The 16,771-nt window shown below is 69.2% G+C and carries 16 protein-coding genes; 7 read left to right on the forward strand and 9 right to left on the reverse strand.

Annotation, left to right across the window (positions count from 1 at the left end; genetic code table 11):
- Positions 1-91 precede the first annotated feature (91 nt).
- Genes DES44_RS18620 through DES44_RS18635 form a run of 4 tightly spaced genes read left to right on the forward strand, consistent with a single transcriptional unit; the run spans position 92 to position 4,100 of the window.
- A complete protein-coding gene (locus tag DES44_RS18620; RefSeq protein WP_445677798.1) occupies positions 92-1,489 on the forward strand; it encodes a circularly permuted type 2 ATP-grasp protein in 1,398 nt (465 codons plus the stop codon).
- Positions 1,483-2,451 carry an alpha-E domain-containing protein gene (locus DES44_RS18625; RefSeq protein ID WP_058933319.1) on the forward strand — a complete coding sequence of 323 codons (969 nt, stop codon included), beginning with the start codon at positions 1,483-1,485 and terminating at the stop codon, positions 2,449-2,451. The genes DES44_RS18620 and DES44_RS18625 overlap by 7 nt, the downstream gene beginning before the upstream one ends.
- Positions 2,452-2,458: 7 nt before the next feature.
- On the forward strand, positions 2,459-3,295 hold the full coding sequence (locus DES44_RS18630) for a transglutaminase family protein (protein ID WP_058933318.1): 837 nt from the start codon (positions 2,459-2,461) through the stop codon (positions 3,293-3,295).
- A gap of 52 nt (positions 3,296-3,347) precedes the next feature.
- Entirely contained in the window at positions 3,348-4,100 is a 753-nt protein-coding gene (locus DES44_RS18635; RefSeq protein ID WP_058933317.1) for a proteasome-type protease, read from the forward strand.
- A gap of 37 nt (positions 4,101-4,137) precedes the next feature.
- Here DES44_RS18635 and DES44_RS18640 read toward each other — a convergent pair whose 3' ends face one another.
- From DES44_RS18640 to DES44_RS18670, 7 genes are all read right to left on the reverse strand, one after another.
- Positions 4,138-4,920, reverse strand: a complete 783-nt coding sequence (locus DES44_RS18640; protein WP_058933316.1) for an amino acid ABC transporter ATP-binding protein — start codon at positions 4,918-4,920, stop codon at positions 4,138-4,140.
- On the reverse strand, positions 4,904-5,557 hold the full coding sequence (locus tag DES44_RS18645; RefSeq protein WP_058933315.1) for an amino acid ABC transporter permease: 654 nt from the start codon (positions 5,555-5,557) through the stop codon (positions 4,904-4,906). Before DES44_RS18645 ends, DES44_RS18640 begins: the two co-directional genes overlap by 17 nt.
- Positions 5,550-6,266, reverse strand: a complete 717-nt coding sequence (locus DES44_RS18650; protein WP_083525216.1) for an amino acid ABC transporter permease — start codon at positions 6,264-6,266, stop codon at positions 5,550-5,552. Before DES44_RS18650 ends, DES44_RS18645 begins: the two co-directional genes overlap by 8 nt.
- 15 nt (positions 6,267-6,281) lie before the next feature.
- Complete coding sequence (locus DES44_RS18655; protein WP_116001759.1) at positions 6,282-7,034, reverse strand: transporter substrate-binding domain-containing protein; 753 nt, start codon at positions 7,032-7,034, stop codon at positions 6,282-6,284.
- A gap of 92 nt (positions 7,035-7,126) precedes the next feature.
- The gene (locus DES44_RS18660; RefSeq protein ID WP_058933313.1) at positions 7,127-7,990 is read right to left on the reverse strand and encodes a GntR family transcriptional regulator; all 864 of its coding nucleotides are present in this window, start codon (positions 7,988-7,990) and stop codon (positions 7,127-7,129) included.
- Between the two features lie 144 nt (positions 7,991-8,134).
- Positions 8,135-8,995, reverse strand: coding sequence for a carboxylating nicotinate-nucleotide diphosphorylase (gene nadC / locus DES44_RS18665; RefSeq protein ID WP_058933312.1), 861 nt, complete (start codon positions 8,993-8,995; stop codon positions 8,135-8,137).
- Between the two features lie 39 nt (positions 8,996-9,034).
- Positions 9,035-9,733, reverse strand: coding sequence for a fumarylacetoacetate hydrolase family protein (locus DES44_RS18670; RefSeq protein WP_058933311.1), 699 nt, complete (start codon positions 9,731-9,733; stop codon positions 9,035-9,037).
- A gap of 101 nt (positions 9,734-9,834) precedes the next feature.
- Here DES44_RS18670 and DES44_RS18675 point away from each other — a divergent pair, with 101 nt between their 5' ends.
- Genes DES44_RS18675 through DES44_RS18685 form a run of 3 tightly spaced genes read left to right on the forward strand, consistent with a single transcriptional unit; the run spans position 9,835 to position 13,526 of the window.
- Complete coding sequence (locus DES44_RS18675) at positions 9,835-11,106, forward strand: septal ring lytic transglycosylase RlpA family protein (RefSeq protein WP_083525215.1); 1,272 nt, start codon at positions 9,835-9,837, stop codon at positions 11,104-11,106.
- Positions 11,107-11,163: 57 nt separating this feature from the next.
- Positions 11,164-12,312: a GGDEF domain-containing protein gene (locus DES44_RS18680; protein ID WP_058933310.1), complete on the forward strand. Its 1,149-nt coding sequence runs from the start codon at positions 11,164-11,166 to the stop codon at positions 12,310-12,312.
- A complete protein-coding gene (locus DES44_RS18685; RefSeq protein ID WP_058933309.1) occupies positions 12,309-13,526 on the forward strand; it encodes a GGDEF domain-containing protein in 1,218 nt (405 codons plus the stop codon). The genes DES44_RS18680 and DES44_RS18685 overlap by 4 nt, the downstream gene beginning before the upstream one ends.
- On the opposite strand, the gene DES44_RS18690 is transcribed toward DES44_RS18685, so the two are convergent.
- Positions 13,497-15,155, reverse strand: coding sequence for a tetratricopeptide repeat-containing diguanylate cyclase (locus DES44_RS18690; RefSeq protein WP_083525214.1), 1,659 nt, complete (start codon positions 15,153-15,155; stop codon positions 13,497-13,499). The genes DES44_RS18685 and DES44_RS18690 overlap by 30 nt on opposite strands.
- A gap of 91 nt (positions 15,156-15,246) precedes the next feature.
- Positions 15,247-16,767, reverse strand: coding sequence for a CoA-acylating methylmalonate-semialdehyde dehydrogenase (locus tag DES44_RS18695; RefSeq protein ID WP_058933308.1), 1,521 nt, complete (start codon positions 16,765-16,767; stop codon positions 15,247-15,249).
- Positions 16,768-16,771: the final 4 nt, after the last annotated feature.

Genomic DNA, 16,771 nt, shown 5'->3' on the forward strand with positions numbered 1-16,771 from the left:
CCTTGCAATCCCCCGGACCGGCCTCTCATGGCCCGTCTCTGGAGCCTTCATGCATGCGCTGACCCTGCCGCCTTCCGGCCATTACGATGAAATGTTGCTGCAAAGTGGTGCTATCCGGCCCAGCTACCAGGCCTTCGCCGAATGGCTGCACGCCCAGACCCCGGAGGCCCTGGCCAAGAAGCGGTCCGAAGCGGCCCTGCTGTTCCACAAGGTCGGCATCACCTTCGCGGTCTACGGGGACGAGGCTGGCGCGGAGCGGCTGATTCCCTTCGACACGGTCCCGCGCATCGTGCCGGCCGATGAATGGGCCATGCTGGAAAAGGGCCTGCGCCAGCGGGTCAATGCGCTCAACCGCTTCCTCTGGGACATCTACCACGACCACGAGATCGTCAAGGCCGGTCTGATTCCGGCCGAGCAGATCTTTGCCAATGCCCAGTACCAGCCCGCCATGCAGGGGCTGGACCTGCCGCTGGGCGTCTACGCCCACATCACCGGCGTGGACCTGATCCGGCATGCCGACGGCGGTTATTACGTGCTGGAGGACAACCTGCGGGTGCCCTCCGGCGTGAGCTACATGCTGGAAAACCGCAAGATGATGATGCGGCTGTTCCCCGAGCTCTTCGCCCGTTATTCGATCGCCCCGGTGGCCCACTACCCGGCCCTGCTGCTGACGACGCTGCGCCAGGCCAGCCCTGCGGAGAATCCAACGGTGGTGGTGTTGACGCCTGGCCCCTTCAATTCGGCCTACTTCGAGCATGCCTTCCTGGCCCAGCAGATGGGCGTGGAGCTGGTGGAAGGCCAGGACTTGTTCGTCAAGGACGGGTTCGTGTTCATGCGGACCACCGTCGGCCCCAAGCGGGTGGACGTGATCTACCGCCGCATCGACGATGCCTTCCTGGACCCCTTGGCCTTCCGCGCCGATTCCATGCTGGGCGTGCCGGGCCTGCTGTCGGTCTACAAGCAGGGGCATGTGGTGCTGGCCAACGCCATCGGCACCGGCGTGGCGGACGACAAGTCCATCTACCCCTATGTGCCGGACATGATCCGCTTCTATCTGGGCGAAGAACCCATCCTGCACAACGTGCCCACCTGGCAGTGCCGCAAGCCGCAGGACCTGGACCATGTGCTCCACCACATGGCGGACCTGGTGGTGAAGGAGGTGCACGGCGCCGGGGGCTACGGGATGCTGGTGGGCCCGGCCGCCACCGCCGCCGAAGTGGCCGACTTCAAGGAGCGGGTGAAGGCCAATCCGGCCAACTACATCGCGCAGCCCACGCTGTGCCTGTCCAGTTGCCCGACCTTCGTGGAGCGCGGCATCGCGCCGCGCCACATCGACCTGAGACCTTTCGTGCTGTCCGGGCGGGACGTGAACATGGTGGCGGGCGGCTTGACCCGCGTGGCCCTGAAGGCCGGCTCGCTGGTGGTGAATTCGTCGCAAGGCGGTGGCACCAAGGACACCTGGATCCTGGAGAGGAGCGCCGCATGCTGAGCCGTACCGCCGCGCAGCTCTACTGGATGAGCCGCTACCTGGAGCGCGCCGAGAACCTGGTGCGCATGCTGGACGTGACGCACTCGCTCTCCCTGCTGCCGCAAAGCCGGGGCGCCGTGACCGAGCTGGCCGCGCCGCTGGCGGTCACCGGCACGCTGGAAGCCTTCCAGGCCCGGTTGCCCCGGCTCAGTGCCGAGGAGCTGTTCCGCTTCATGGGCATCGATCTGGAGAACCCCGCCTCGGTCCTGTCCTGCATCCGTCAGGCGCGTGAGAACGCGCATGCGGTGCGGGGACAGATCACCGCCGAGATGTGGGAAGCCATCAACACCAGCTGGCTGGAAGCCCGGGAACTGGCCCGCCGCGGCGTGGTCGATCCGTCCTCCTTCTTCGACTGGGTGAAAGAGCGGTCCCACCTCTTCCGCGGCGCCACCTACGGCACGCTGCAGCGCAACGACGCCTACTGCTTCATCCGGCTGGGCACCTTCATCGAGCGGGCCGACAACACCGCGCGGCTGCTGGATGTGAAGTCGCAGCTGATTGCCCCGGCGGTGGACTCGCTGGCGCCGGTGGACGTGCCGAGCGAAAGCGCGCCGGACTTCTACGCCTGGAATGCGCTGCTGCGATCGCTCTCGGCCTTCGAGGCCTACCACGCGGCCTATCGCGACAGCCTCAACGGACGGCGCGTCACCGAGCTGCTGATCCTGCGTCCCGACGTGCCCCGCTCGCTGCGGGCTTGCTGCGACGAGATCCGGTCCATCCTGCCCCAGATCGAATCCCGCGAAGGCGCGCTGGATGCCGGCCGCATCGTCAAGCAGCTGGCGGGCGAACTGGCGCTGCGGCTGGAATACGGCTCGGTGGACGAGATCCTGGACGCCGGCCTGCATCCGTGGCTGACGGGATTCCTCGACGACTCGGCCCACTTGGGCGTGGCGATCCAGCGAGCCTACTTCGAGGCGCAGTGAGGCGGTCATGCACCTGCACATCTCGCATGAGACGGTCTACACCTATGCAGCGCCGCTGAGCCGCAGCACCCAGTACCTGCGGCTGACGCCCCGGCGCAGCCCGGGGATGCGGGTGCTGCATTGGGGCCTGCGACTGCCGGCCGAGGCCAGCGTCTGCAAGGATGCGTTCGGCAACACCATGCATGTGCTGAGCCTGGACGGCCCGCGCGGGGAGATCCATCTCCAGGCGGTGGGCGAAGTCGACACCGAGGACGGCCCGCCCCGCCCCGATCCCCACGATGAATTCCCGCCAGAGGTCTTCCTGCGCGACACCGCCCTCACCCGCGCCGATCCGGCCCTGCGGGCCTTCGCCGAAGGCTTCGCCGACGCCGCCCGCCAGGACGCCCATGCGGCCCTGCTGGCGATGATGGCGGCGGTGGTCGAGCACATGCCCTATGTGAAGGGCTTCACCGATGCCGCGACCCCGGCCGCCGAGGCCTTCGCCTCCGGACGCGGCGTCTGCCAGGACCATGCGCAGGTGTTTGCCTGCTGCGCCCGGCTGCTGGGCCTGCCGGCCCGTTACGTCTCGGGTTATCTGGCCACGGACGCCGAACACGTGGCCAGCCATGCCTGGACGGAAGTGCGTTTGCCGGACGGTGGCACGCAGTTTCCGGACGCGCCGGGCGGTGGCTGGCTGGGGTATGACATCAGCAACCAGTGCCTGGCGGACGGCCACCATGTGAAGCTGGCCATCGGCGCCGACTATCTGGACGCCTGCCCGGTCCGCGGCGTCCGGCTGGGCGGCGGCACCGAGACGATGAGAGCCCAGGTCCTCGTGAAACCCGGCACGCCGGACCAGCAATGAGGGCCCAGGGCCCCCTGCCAGGCCCGTCCGCGATGCGCTAATCTTTCGCGCCATGACTTACTGTGTTGCCATGCGGCTGCGCGCCGGCCTGCTGTTCGCCTCGGACTCGCGTACCAACGCGGGCGTGGACCACATCGCCACCTTCCGCAAGATGAATATCTTCGAGGTGCCGGGCGAGCGGCTGGTCACCCTGCTGAATGCGGGCAACCTGGCCACGACCCAGAGCGTGGTCAGCCTGCTGCGCCAACGCGCCAGCGGCGGCGGCCGTCACCTGCTGAACCTCCCCTCGATGTATGACGTGGCCGAGCTGGTCGGCCGTACCGTCAAGGAGGTGGTGGCCCGGGACAGCGACGGCGGCGGGCAGCTCAACCAGGGCGTGGACTTCGGTGCCAACTTCATCGTCGGCGGTCAGATCCGCGGCGAGGCGCCGCGCCTGTTCCATGTCTACCCGCAGGGCAACTTCATCGAAGCAACCGAGGACACGCCCTATCTGCAGATCGGTGAATCCAAATACGGCAAGCCCATCATCGACCGCGTCATCGACTTCGACAGCAGCCTGACCGAAGCCACCAAGTGCGCGCTGATCTCGTTTGATTCGACCATCCGCAGCAACCTGTCGGTCGGTCTGCCGCTGGACATGCTGCTCTATCGCACCGACAGCTTCGCGCCGGCGCGTCCGCACCGCGTGACCGCAGAAGATCCCTACTTCAACCGGCTGCGCCAGGGCTGGGGCGGCGGCCTCAAGCGGGTCTTCGAGCAGTTGCCCGACGACGACTGGTTCCTGCCCGATCAGATCGGCGGCTGAAGCGCATCAAGCCTTCCGGCGCCAGGCCCCGCGTCCATCAGTCATGCAGCGAGGCCAGGAACTGCTGCAGCTCCGGCGTGCGGGGCGCGCCAAAGATCTCCGACGGCGGTCCGATCTCGTGGACGCGGCCCTGATGCATGAAGATGACCCGGTCCGCCACCTTGCGGGCGAAGTTCATCTCATGCGTGACCATCAGCAGCGTCATGCCCTCCCGGGCCAGTGACTCCACCACCCGCAGCACTTCCCCCACCAGCTCCGGGTCCAGCGCCGAGGTGATCTCGTCGCACAGCAGCACCTGCGGCTCCATCGCCAGCGCACGGGCGATGGCCACCCGCTGCTGCTGCCCGCCGGAGAGCTGCTCCGGCATCGCATCGAACTTCTCCGACAGGCCCACCCGTGCCAGCAGGGCCCGCGCCTGCTCTGCCGCTTCGGTCCTGCTGCGCTGCTTGACCAGCGTCGGCGCCAGCATCACATTGCGGCCCACGGTCAGATGCGGAAAGAGATTGAAGCTCTGGAAGATCATGCCCACCTGCTGCCGCAGCGCCCGCATCGCCATGGCGCTCTCATGCAGCAGCGGCTTGCCGGCCACCGTCAGCGATCCGTCCTGGAAGCGCTCCAGCCCGTTGATGCAGCGCAGCAGCGTGCTCTTGCCCGAGCCGCTCTTGCCGATCAGCGCGATGACCTCGCCGCGCATCACATCCAGGTCGATGCCCTTGAGCACCTCGTTGTCCCCATAGGACTTGCGCAGCGCGGTGATGCGCACGATGGGCACACGCGGCGCCTGCGTCGGCGTGAGCACGGCTTCAGGCTGGGCGGCCATGGCGATTCCTTTCGAGGTGGCGGGCCAGCAGGCTGACCGGGAAACACAGGACGAAATACATCAGGGCCACGCAGCCGAACACGAGGAAGGGCTTGAAGCTGGCGTTGGCCATCATGCTGCCGGTCTTGGTGAGTTCCACAAAGCCGATCACCGACGCCAGGGCAGTGCCCTTGATGACCTGCACCAGGAACCCGACCGTCGGTGCAATCGCCAGGCGCAGGGCCTGGGGCAGGATCACATGGCGCATCTGCTCGCCGAAATTCATGGCCAGGCTCCTGGCGGCTTCCCACTGCCCCTTGGGAACGGCTTCCACACAGCCGCGCCAGATCTCGACCAGATAGGCACTGGTGTAGAGCGTGAGGGCGCAGCTGGCCGCCGTCCAGGCCGACACCTCCACGCCCAGCAGCGACAGGCCGAAGTAGGCCAGGAACAGCTGCATGAGCAGCGGCGTGCCCTGGAACACCTGCACATACAGCCCGACGAGGCGACCGGTGAAACGGCCCAGCCCCAGCCGCAGGCACAGCAGCAGCGCCCCGACCAGCCCCCCGCCGACAAAGGCGATCATCGACAGCACCACCGTCCAGCGCAGCGCCAGCAGCAGGTTGCGCAGGATGTCCCAGAGGGTGAACTCAACCATGACGGGCTCCCAGCCAGCGGCGCTTCAGCGGGACGCGGGCGGTGGCCACGGGCGCGCTGCCGAAGAGGAAGCGCGTCCCCACCCACAGCAGCAGATGCCGCACGGCGATGCTCAGCATCAGGTACAGCGCGACCGCAATGAAGGTGGCCTCGAAAGCCCGGAAGTTGCGGCTGTGGATGAGGTTGGTGGCGTAGCTCAGCTCCTCGGTGGAGATCTGGCCGCAGACCGCCGTGCCCAGCATCACGATGATGATCTGGCTGGTCATGGCCGGCCACACCCGCTTGAAGGCAGGCGGCAAGACGACCCGCACAAAGGTCTGCACGGGACCCATGGCCAGGCTGTAGGCCGCTTCCCATTGGCCCTTGGGCGTGGCCTGGATGCCGGCGCGCAGGATCTCGGTGCCATAGGCACCCAGGTTCAGCGTCATGGCGATGACCGAGGCGGTCGCGGGCGACAGCTTCACCCCCAGCGACGGCAGGCCGAAGAAGATGAAGAACAGCTGGACGATGAAGGGCGTGTTGCGCAGCAGCTCCACATAGACCGCGACGGCGTTGCCCAGCCCGCGAGGCCCGCAGGCACGGGCCCAGGCGCCCAGCGTGGCCGCCAGCAGCCCCAGCGGGACCGCCACCGCCGTCAGGCCGACGGTCCAGCCCAGGCCGCGCAGCAGCAGCGGCCATTCCATCAGCACGGCGCCGAAGTCGAACTCCATCGCAGTGTCCCTGGCTCAGAGCGGCAGCTCGCCGGTGCCGCGTCCCAGCCACTTCTTCGACAGGGCCTCCAGCTCACCGGCCTGCTTGGCCGCGGCGATGATGCTGTTGACCTTGGCCAGCAGCGCATCCTCCCCCTTGGCCACGCCGACGTAGCAGGGGCTGTCCTTGAGCAGCAGCTTGTATTCGATGTTCAGGCCCGGGTTGCGCTGCATCAGGTTGGCCGCCACGGCGGCGCTGGTGGCCAGCACCTGCGTCTGTCCGGCCGCGAACGCGGCGATGGTGGCGTTGTTGTCCTCGAAGCGCTTGAACTCCAGCGACGACGGGGCCACCTTGCCCAGTTCCTGGTCTTCCATCGCGCCGCGGGTCACGGCCACCGTCTTCCCGGCCAGGTCTGCAAAGGACTTGATGCTCAGGCTCTTGGGCGCAAACACCGCCTGGTAGAACGGCGCGTAGGCGGCGCTGAAGCTGATGACCTTCTCGCGCTCCGGGTTCTTGCCCAGGGAGGAAATGACGAGATCGGCCTTCTTCGTCTGCAGATACGGAATGCGGTTGGCGCTGGTCACCGGCAGCAGTTCCACCTTCACGCCCAGCTTGGCGGCAATCAGCTCGGCCATGGCGATGTCCAGGCCCTGCGGCTTCATGTCGGGGCCGACAAAGCCGTAGGGCGGATAGTCGGTCGGCACGGCGATGCGGATGGTCTTGGTCTTGGTGATGGTGTCCAGCGCTGTCTGGGCATGCGCCCCGGTCATGGCCAGACCCAGGCCCATGCCGGCGGCGGCGAGCAGCAGGCGACGGGTCACGGACGCAGGGCGTCGGGTCAGGGACAGGGAGGACGGACGGGCGCGGCGGGCGGCAAGGCTCATAACAAGGCTCCTAGGTAGGCGGCGGGGGGATCGTCTGCGTCGTTGGACGTCCGCGGGGAAAGAGGCGATGCGGACGAAGCGGAACGGGGAGCGCGCGAGGAGCGCGAAGAGCGGGAAGCACGCGAAGAGCGGCCCTGTGGACTGGCGTCATCGGCCTCACCGGACGGCTGCGCCCCCGCACCCGGCACCGGGGCCAGGGCCTGGCGCAGCAGGTGCAGCGGATCGCTGTTGGCCGGCAGCTGCAGGCCTGCCTGGACGTGGGTCAGGTGGTCCGCCATCAGCGCCTCGGCCGCGGCGAGATCCCCGCGCTCCAGCGCATCCACGATGGCGACGTGCTCCTGGCAGGACTGCGCCGCATCATGCGAGGACTGATAGAGCATGGCGATCAGCGTCGTGCGGGCGGTGAAGTCGCGCAGGGTGTCGGCCAGCAGGCTGTTGCCCAGGCACTCGGCCAGGCAGACATGGAAGTCGCCCAGCAGGAAGCTGCGCGTGCCGACGTCGTCGCCACGCACCGCGGCATGCTCCTGCTGCAGATGGCCTCGCAAGCGAGCCAGCCCCATTGGATCCAGGCCGCCCTGCCCCTGTTGCCCACGGATGAGGCCCAGCTCGATGACCCGCCGGGCCTCGAAGGCTTCCCGGGCTTCCTCCTGGCTGGGCGCGATGAGGTACCACCCGCGACGTGCACTGACGGTGACGATGCCGCGTGCCGCCAGTCGCGTCAGCGCCTCGCGGACGATGGTGCGGCTGCAGTCGAACAGCAGCGCCAGCTGTTGCTCACCCAGCCGGGTGGCTGGCGGCAGCTTCTGGGCCAGCACGGCTTCGATGATGCGCTGGCTGATGTCGGTGGCGGAGGTGCCCATGCCACAGGCTTTGCAGCTTCCGTGCCAGGGCGTTCATCTGTCTTGTATGCAAGCGATGCGCACAGGCTTGGTGTGCGGGGCCTGCGATTCGGGGGGTTCCGGCCCAACGCGGGGCGCGGGGATGCACTGGGGCGGTGCCGGCGATCAGCCGTCCACCCGCATCGAATAGTCGATGGCCTTCACATCCTTGGTCAGGCGGCCCACCGAGATGCGGTCCACGCCGGTAGCGGCAATCCAGCGCAATTGATCCAGCGCAACGCCGCCGGAGACCTCCAGCAGCGCACGGCCTGCCGTCAGGGCCACGGCCTCGCGCATCATCGGCTCGCTGAAGTTGTCCAGCAGCACGCTGACCGCGCCGGCCGCCAGCGCCTCGCGCAGCTGGTCCAGGGTTTCCACCTCGACCTGGATGGTCACGCCGGCCTGCAGGGCCTGGGCCTGCTGCAGGGCCTGGGTGACCCCGCCCGCCGCGGCGATGTGGTTTTCCTTGATGAGGATGCCGTCATACAGCGCCAGTCGCTGGTTGGCGCCGCCGCCCACCCGCACCGCATATTTCTGCGCCAGGCGCAGGCCGGGCAGGGTCTTGCGCGTGTCCAGCACCACGCAGCCCCGGGGATTGGGGCTGGCGCCCTCGATCGCCCGCGCATGGGTGCGGGTGACGGTGGCGGTGGCGGAGAGCAGCTGCAGGAAGTTCAGCGCCGGACGCTCGGCGGACAGCAGGGATCGGCCGTCCGCCTCGATCCGGCAGACCACCGTGTCCGCCGCCATGTCCGCCCCTTCGTCATACAGCCATTCAATCCGGCTGCCGGCGTCGAGCTGGCGGAAGACGCCTTCGAACCAGTCGCGGCCACACAGCACCGCCGCTTCACGCACCCGCACATGGGCGCGGACCGGCCGGTCGGCCGGCACCAGGCGGGCCGTCCAGTCGGCAAGGCCGATGTCCTCGAACAGGGCGTCGCGGATGTTGCGCGCGCGGGCTTCTTCCAGGCTCTCGTTATGGTCAAACATGGCGGGCTTCAGCGGTTCTGGTCTTGCGGTCGGCGCGCCTTATTCGGCCTCGCCGATGGTGATCTGCAGCGTGCCGAAGCCTTCGATCACGCCTTCGATCACATCCCCCGGCTTCACCGGGCCGACCCCTTCGGGCGTGCCGGTGTAGATCAGGTCGCCCGGTTCCAGGTGATAGAACTGCGACAGGTTGGCCACCAGCTCGGGAATGCTCCAGATCATGTCGGACAGGTCGCCGCGCTGCTTCTCCGTGCCGTTCACGCTCAGGGTGATGGCGCCGGACTTGAGCTCGCCCAGCTCGCTGCGCGGCACCAGCGGGGTGATGACGGCGGAGTGCTCGAAACCCTTGCCCAGGTCCCAGGGGCGGCCGATGGCCTTGGCCTCGTTCTGCAGGTCGCGGCGGGTCATGTCCAGGCCCGCGGCATAACCCCAGACGGCGTCGCCCGCCTGCTCCGGCGTGGCGCGGAACACGGGTTTGCCGATGGCCACCACGAGTTCCATCTCATAGTGCAGGTTCTTGGTGCCGGGCGCGTAGGGAATGGAGCCGCCCGACGGCGCCAGCGCGCTGGCCGGCTTGGTGAAGTAGAACGGCGGTTCACGGTCCGGGTCGCTCCCCATCTCCCGGGCGTGTGCGGCGTAGTTGCGGCCCACGCAGAAGATGCGGCTGACGGCGTAACGGGCATCGGTGCCGCGCACGGCCACGGCGGCCTGCGGGGCGGGGGGGAAGATGTAGGAGCTCATGGCTGGACGGTGGTGTGGAGGGTGGAAACCAAACGTTCGAAAGCACGAACCCGTGCAGCATAACCTTGGCAAAAGCGGGCCACGTTGCTAGGGTTGCGGCCATGTTTGAAGCCCGCCCCGCCGGCCAGCGCCTGGCCGTCCTGACGAGTGCCCTGTTGCTGGCCGCCTGTGCCAGCCGTGCTCCTGCCCCTGCCGACCGCTCCGCCACGTCGGCGCTCGGCACTCCCAAAGTGACCCAGTGGCCGTCCAAGGATGGTCCCGAAGCGGTGGTGCCGGCCGACCTGGACAAGCTGCCGGACGCCCTGCCCCGCCTCGAAAGCATCCGCAAAGGCGGCCCCAACAAACCCTATGCCGTCGCCGGCCAACGCTACCAGCCGCTGACCGATGACGACCCGCTGGTGCAGCGCGGGCTGGCGTCCTGGTATGGACGCAAGTTCCATGGCCGGCCCACCGCCAGCGGCGAGCTCTACAACATGTATGCGATGACGGCCGCGCATCCGACCATGCCGATTCCGAGCTATGCCCGGGTGCGCAACCCCAAAAACGGCAAGGAAGTCATTGTGCGGATCAATGACCGGGGGCCGTTTCACAGCAGCCGCATCATCGACCTGAGCTACACCGCCGCCCTGAAGCTGGACCTGCTGCGCGGGGTGGCGGAGGTGGAGGTCGAGCGCATCACCTATGAGGACATCCGCACCGGCGCCTGGCTGCGCGGCAAGGAAGCGCCGGCACAGCCCGGGGACCGGACCCTTCCGCAGGCACCGCTGTATGCGGCGGCGACGCCCAACGGGGCGCCTGAAGTCACCACGGGTGCCCAGATGCGGGACACGGACCCGGCCGCCGGGACAACGGCTGGAACACGCGGCGGTGCGTTGCGGCCATCCCCGACCCTTCCTGCGGCCGGAACCTCCAGGTCGGTCGCCACCAGCGCTGCGACCACCCCGGTGAGCGCCAGCGCCGGCATGGTGCCGATCCCCGTGGTGGCCCTGCCGCCCGGCACGGACCTGGACAGCCGCCGCGACCTGCCCGCGTCCGCCGCATCGGCCCCATCAACGCCGCCCACCGCCGTCGCGCAGAGCGATGTCTCGGCCTCCCCCAGTCCAGACGCCGCCGTCCCGGCCATGAAACTGGCCGCCGCCCCCGGCTTCTGGCTGCAGCTGGGCGCCTTTTCCCGCCTGGAAGGCGCGGAAACCCTGCGCGAGCAGTTCACCCGGAACCTGGACTGGATGGCCCCGATGCTGACCATCTTCAAGGACAAGCAGTTGCACCGCCTCCAGGCCGGTCCCTTCAACAGCCGGGAAGATGCCCGGGCCGCCGCCGACAAGGTGCGCACGGCCATGGCGCTGACGCCGGTGCTGGTCGAGCGGCGCTAACCCCCCGGACGGGGGACGCGATTGTGCGCAGGGGTGCGCTTTGCGATGATGCCGCCAATGCCTGCCCTGGACGCCGCCACCCTCCTGATGGTGCTCACCATGGTCGACGGCTTCGCCTGCGTGGTGTGGCTGCTGCTGGGTGAGGTTCTGCGCATCGCACCCGGGGCTGCGCGGCGCGTGGCCCTGCACCACGGCCTGCTGGTGCTGGCCTGGTGGCCCACGCTGCCGGACTGGACCGAGCCGGTGCTCAGCCTGCCGCTCTCGCTGGTCTGTGCCGGCTTGCTGACCGCCGGGGTGCGGGGCCTGATGCGACTGCAGCACGGTCTGAACGACGTCATCGCCGTCGTGGTGCTGGGGCTGGTCGTCCAGGCGCTGGTCTATCCGGACCTCAACACCGCCCGGGCGGTGCTCAACCTGGGCTCCTGCACGCTGGCGCTGATGGCGGTGGCGGACATCCTGCGCGGCACCGGCTTTCGCTTCGGCGTCACTGGCCTGCTGGTGCTCCCCTATCTCGTGCTGGCCGGCGCAGGCCTCTGGCGCGCTGGCGGCCTGCTGGGCTGGATGCCGGCCGGCATGGGCCTGCAGGGCCTGTCCTACAACGCGCCGCTGGCGCTGCTGCGGCTGGTGGTGAACCTGGGCGTGACCACCGGGCTGGTGGCCCTGGTGCTGCAGCGGCTGATCGCCCGGGTGCGGCACCTCACCCGCCGGGACCCGCTGACCGGGCTGCTCAACCGCCGCGCCCTGGAGGAACAGCTCCAGCGCCTGCAGGCGCAGGTGGACCGCGGCCGCACGCATGCCCTGCTGATCCTGGACGTGGACCACTTCAAGCGCATCAACGACGAACTGGGTCATGCGGGCGGTGATGCGGCCCTGCGTCACCTGGCCCAGGTGCTGGGCGAAGCGCTGCGCACCACCGACAACTTCGGCCGGCTCGGCGGCGAGGAATTCGCGGTGCTGATGCCCGACACCGACGAGCCCGGCGCCGTGCTGGTGGCCGAGCGGCTGCGCCGGCTGCTGCAGGAGCGGCCGCTGACCTGGGAAGACAAGATCTGGCCGATGAGCGCCAGCATCGGCGTGGCCGCCATGCGGCAGCAGGACCCGCACGGACGCGATGCACTGGCGCGGGCCGACGCCGCCATGTACGCCGCCAAGGCCGCTGGGCGCAACCGGGTGCAGCGCGCGACCGTCGCGAGGGTGGCGGCATGACGTCCAGCGATCCGGTCACCCTGGTCGCCGCCCTGCTGGCGGTGATGAGCGTGGCCACGGTCATCTGGCTGCTGATTGCGGCGGGGATGCGGGAATGCTCCTCCGCCTGCCTGTGCCTGGCCGGGGCCAATGCGCTGCAGGCCCTGGCCCTGGTGCTGCGGTGGATGCCCGAATCGCAGCTGCACACGCCGGCCCTGGTATCGCATGGGCTGCTGCTGGGGGCCTTTGCCCTGCTGCATCTGTCGGTGCCGCTGATGGACGAGCAGCCGACCCGCTGGCCGCTGCTGCTGGCCGCACTGGCGATCGTGGTGGCGCTGCTGACGCAGCTGCCGACCGGCCCCAGCCATGTCACGCACCATCTGGTGGTCAACGGCACCGGCGGCCTGCTGTGCTTCCTGGCTGCACGCAACACGGCCCGCCTGCTGCGGGCGCGCGAGCTGCGGCCGGCCATCTGCCTGATTTTCGGCCTGCCCTTCATCGTGATCGGCGGGCTGCTGCTGGCCCGGCCGCTGGCCACCTTGTGGATGCCGGACGTGCCGGCCTCGCTGGACACCCGCGGCGCCTTCAACGGGGTGTGGCTGTGGACCGCCCTGGTCATGACACTCACGGTCAACGGCACGCTGGCCTTCCTGCTGATGCTCAAGCTGGTGCTGCAGATCCGCCGGCTCACCCTGCGCGACCCGCTGACCGATGCGCTGAACCGTCGCGCGATGGCCGAGGCCATGGCCGCCGAACATCAGCGGGTGCGGCGCGGCCACACCTATGCCCTGGTGCTGCTGGACATGGACCGCTTCAAGCAGCTGAACGACACTCTGGGCCATGCGGCCGGCGATGCCGCGCTCAAGACCCTGGTGGACCTGCTCAAGCCCTGCCTGCGGGAAGTGGACCTGCTCGGGCGCCTGGGCGGCGAGGAGTTCTGTGCCCTGCTGCCCTACACCGGTGTGGCCGGCGCGGCGCTGGTGGCCGAGCGTATGCGCCATCTGCTGGAGCGCAGCGAATTCCAATGGAACGGACAGTCCTGGCCGCTGAGCGCGAGCTTTGGCATCACCGAGTCGGTGCCGGGCGACAGTGATCCGACCGAAGTGCTGCGCCGCGCCGATGAAGCGCTGTACCGGGCGAAAGCCCAGGGGCGCAACCTGGTCCAGGCCGTGGAAGCGGCCGACCAGCGGCCGCGCCCGGTTGCCTCAGGCCAGGGCGACCCGATTGCGTCCTAGGTGCTTGGCCCGCTGCACCGCCTGGGTGGCGCGGGCCACCAGCAGGTCGGTGGCGTAAGGCGGCGCGCTGGCCAGGCCCATGCTCAGCGTCACGTCCAGGCCCGCCGACAAGCGCTGCCACGGATGCACCGACACGCTGGCGCGGATGCGCTCGCAGACCTCGAAGCCGCGGTCGGCGATGGTGTCGGGGAAGACGATCAGGAATTCCTCGCCGCTCCAGCGCAGAGTCAGGTCGCTGGTGCGGGTGTTCTCCCGCAGCAGCTGGGCCAGTTCCTGCAGCACCCGGTCGCCGATGTCGCGGCCGTGCCGCTCGTTGATCTGCTCCAGGCCGTCGGCATCGATCAGCGCGACGGTCAGCGGACGGTCTTCCTGCTCGGCCGCGCGCAGCATCGGCGGCAGCCGGGTCTCCAGGCAGCGGCGGTTGCCCAGGCCTGTGAGCGGGTCGCGGAAGGTGGCGGGGTCGCGGTCGGCGCAGGCGCCGCCGTCCACCTGGATTTCGGCTTCCAGGCGGGAGACGAAGTATTGGGACTGGGCCATCAGCTGGCGCACACCGCGGCGGCGCTCCACCGACCGGGCTGCCTCCAGGTGGGTCAGCGCCGGGGCGAGCAGGTCCAGGGCCTTGGCCGCCTGGTAGGCGACCTGGTGCAGGCGCAGATGGAGGTGGGGCGGCAGGTGGTCCAGCGAGGGGGGCACCAGGGGCTGCGGCGCGTGGGGCGCGTTGTCCTTGGGGCTGGACAGCTCGGTGATCAGGTCCTGCATCCGTTGCCAGGCCTCAGCAGCCTCGCCCCGCGCCAGCAGCCACTCGGCCAGGGTGCAGCGCACCCGCCAGCCCAGCAGATGGAAACCGCAGCGGCTGGCGTGCTCAAGCGCCTCCTGCAGCAGCGGCTCGGCTTCGTCCAGGCGCCCCATCCGCAGCAGGACTTCGCCGAAGTTGCTGGCGGTCAGGGCGATGCCGTAGAGGTCGCCCAGCTCCAGCGAGAAGGGCCGGGCCTGGCGAGCCAGCTCCAGCGCCCGCTCCAGGGTACGGGCCGCCGCCTCGGGCGTTTCCGCGTCCCGCTGCAGGTGATAGGCCCCGAGCGCGACGGTACACAGATTGGTGAGGGTGACCACCCGCTCAAAGGGCGTGGCCGAGTCCCGGACCAGGCCAGCGGCCTCGCCCATCAGGCGTTCCGCCTGCCAGGGGTCGCCCATGCGTTCAAAACAGGCGCCCAGTCCGTTCAGGGCGACGGCGCGCAGTCGGGCATCGCCCAGCTCCACCGCCTGTCGCAGGCATTCATGGGCGCAGGCCAGGCCCTGGTCATAGTCGCCCAGCTCGCAAGCCGCCAGACTCATCCAGCGCAGCAGCTCGCACAAGGACACTGACGGGCCCAGCGGACGCAGCAGATGCAGCGCCCGCTGCCCGGCCTCCAGCATGCCCGCCAAATCCCCCTGGCGCAGCAGGAAGAAGCTGCGCAGCTTGCCGGCCTCGGCCTGCTCGATGATGTAGCCCTCGGCCTCGGCCCGGCGCCAAATGCGGTCGGCCAGGCGCAGGCCTTCGTCCAGGCGCGCCTCGCGCTGGGCCAAACGGGCCAGGTCCAGCCAGTCACTCAAAGGCGCGTCGTCGGACAAGTCGTTCAGGAGATCCCGCATGGCGGGGAGGATACACCCCCAAACGGGGCTACTGGCCGGGCTCCTTGACGGGGCCCGCGGCGGGCGGTCCCACCGGCCGGGGCGCCTCGGCTCAGCGGCTCACCGGCATCGCGAATTCCGGGCCCTTGGCGATGGTGGCCGGCCAGCGCTGCATGACGCTCTTCTGCCGGGTGTAGAAGCGCACGCCCTCCTCGCCGTAGGCATGCATGTCGCCAAACAGGCTCTTCTTCCAGCCGCCGAAGCCCTGCCAGGCCATCGGCACCGGGATGGGCACGTTGATGCCCACCATGCCCACCTGCACACGCCGGGAGAATTCGCGGGCCACGTTGCCATCGCTGGTGAAGCAGGCCACGCCATTGCCAAACTCGTGGGCATTGACCAGCGCCAGGGCCTCGCTGAAGCCGTCCACCCGCACGCAGGCCAACACCGGGCCGAAGATCTCTTCCCGGTAGATGCGCATGTGGGGCTGCACATGGTCGAACAGCGTGGCGCCGGTGAAGAAACCGTTCTCCTGCCCAGGCACCCGCAGGCCGCGGCCGTCCACCACCAGCGACGCGCCCTCTTCCACGCCCAGGCCGATGTAGCCCTCGATGCGGTCCCGCGCTTCGCGGGTGACGATGGGGCCCATCTCGGCGTCGAGGTGGATGCCGTCCTTGATCTTCAAGGTGCGTGCCCGCTCGGCCAGGCGCGGCACGATCCGGTCGGCCACATCCCCCACCAGCACCGCCACCGAAATCGCCATGCAGCGCTCGCCCGCCGAGCCGTAGGCGGCGCCGATCAGCGCATCGACCGCCTGGTCCACATCCGCATCGGGCATCACCACCATGTGGTTCTTCGCGCCCCCCAGCGCCTGCACCCGCTTGCCGTGATGGGCGCCGGTCTCGTAGATGTACTGCGCAATCGGGGTGGAGCCGACAAAGCTCAGGGCCTTCACATCGGGGTGGGTGAGCAGCGCGTCCACCACCTGCTTGTCGCCCTGCACCACGTTGAAGATGCCGTCGGGCAGGCCGGCCTGCTTGAACAGCTCGGCCATCAGAAGGCTGGGGGACGGGTCGCGTTCGCTGGGCTTGAGGATGAAGGCGTTGCCGGTGGCAATGGCCATCGGCGCCATCCACATCGGCACCATGAAGGGGAAGTTGAACGGGGTGATGCCGGCCACCACGCCCAGCGGCTGGCGCATCGTCCAGTTGTCGATGCCGGTGGAGACCTGCTCGGTGTAGTCGCCCTTGAGCAGTTGGGGGACACCGCAGGCGAATTCCACGATGTCGATGCCGCGGGTGACTTCGCCCTGGGCGTCGGTGAAGACCTTGCCGTGCTCGGCGGTGATCATGGCGGCCAGCTGGTCCCGATGCTGGTTCAGCAGTTCCAGGAACTTGAACATCACCCGCGCGCGACGCAGCGGCGGCGCGTCCGCCCAGGCCGGGAAGGCGGCGAGTCCGGAGGCGACCGCGGCCTGCACATCCTCCACGCTGCCCAGTTGCACCTGTCGCGCCACGGTCCCGCTGGCGGGGTGATAGACCGCCTGGCTGCGCCCGGAGGTGGCCGGGCGGCGGGCACCGCCGATGTAGTGGGTGAGGTCGGCCGGGTCGGTGTAAGGGATGGGTGAGGACATGGCG

It is taken from the genome of Roseateles depolymerans (assembly GCF_003387155.1).
In the GTDB taxonomy this organism is placed as follows: Bacteria; Pseudomonadota; Gammaproteobacteria; order Burkholderiales; family Burkholderiaceae_C; genus Roseateles; species Roseateles depolymerans.

Coding starts and splice junctions, on each gene's coding strand:
- DES44_RS18620 (WP_445677798.1), top strand. CDS start 92: ATGTTGCTGCAAAGTGGTGCTATCCGGCCCAGCTACCAGGCCTTCGCC.
- DES44_RS18625 (WP_058933319.1), top strand. CDS start 1,483: ATGCTGAGCCGTACCGCCGCGCAGCTCTACTGGATGAGCCGCTACCTG.
- DES44_RS18630 (WP_058933318.1), top strand. CDS start 2,459: ATGCACCTGCACATCTCGCATGAGACGGTCTACACCTATGCAGCGCCG.
- DES44_RS18635 (WP_058933317.1), top strand. CDS start 3,348: ATGACTTACTGTGTTGCCATGCGGCTGCGCGCCGGCCTGCTGTTCGCC.
- DES44_RS18640 (WP_058933316.1), bottom strand. CDS start 4,920: ATGGCCGCCCAGCCTGAAGCCGTGCTCACGCCGACGCAGGCGCCGCGT.
- DES44_RS18645 (WP_058933315.1), bottom strand. CDS start 5,557: ATGGTTGAGTTCACCCTCTGGGACATCCTGCGCAACCTGCTGCTGGCG.
- DES44_RS18650 (WP_083525216.1), bottom strand. CDS start 6,266: ATGGAGTTCGACTTCGGCGCCGTGCTGATGGAATGGCCGCTGCTGCTG.
- DES44_RS18655 (WP_116001759.1), bottom strand. CDS start 7,034: ATGGGCCTGGGTCTGGCCATGACCGGGGCGCATGCCCAGACAGCGCTG.
- DES44_RS18660 (WP_058933313.1), bottom strand. CDS start 7,990: ATGGGCACCTCCGCCACCGACATCAGCCAGCGCATCATCGAAGCCGTG.
- nadC (WP_058933312.1), bottom strand. CDS start 8,995: ATGTTTGACCATAACGAGAGCCTGGAAGAAGCCCGCGCGCGCAACATC.
- DES44_RS18670 (WP_058933311.1), bottom strand. CDS start 9,733: ATGAGCTCCTACATCTTCCCCCCCGCCCCGCAGGCCGCCGTGGCCGTG.
- DES44_RS18675 (WP_083525215.1), top strand. CDS start 9,835: ATGTTTGAAGCCCGCCCCGCCGGCCAGCGCCTGGCCGTCCTGACGAGT.
- DES44_RS18680 (WP_058933310.1), top strand. CDS start 11,164: ATGCCTGCCCTGGACGCCGCCACCCTCCTGATGGTGCTCACCATGGTC.
- DES44_RS18685 (WP_058933309.1), top strand. CDS start 12,309: ATGACGTCCAGCGATCCGGTCACCCTGGTCGCCGCCCTGCTGGCGGTG.
- DES44_RS18690 (WP_083525214.1), bottom strand. CDS start 15,155: ATGCGGGATCTCCTGAACGACTTGTCCGACGACGCGCCTTTGAGTGAC.
- DES44_RS18695 (WP_058933308.1), bottom strand. CDS start 16,767: ATGTCCTCACCCATCCCTTACACCGACCCGGCCGACCTCACCCACTAC.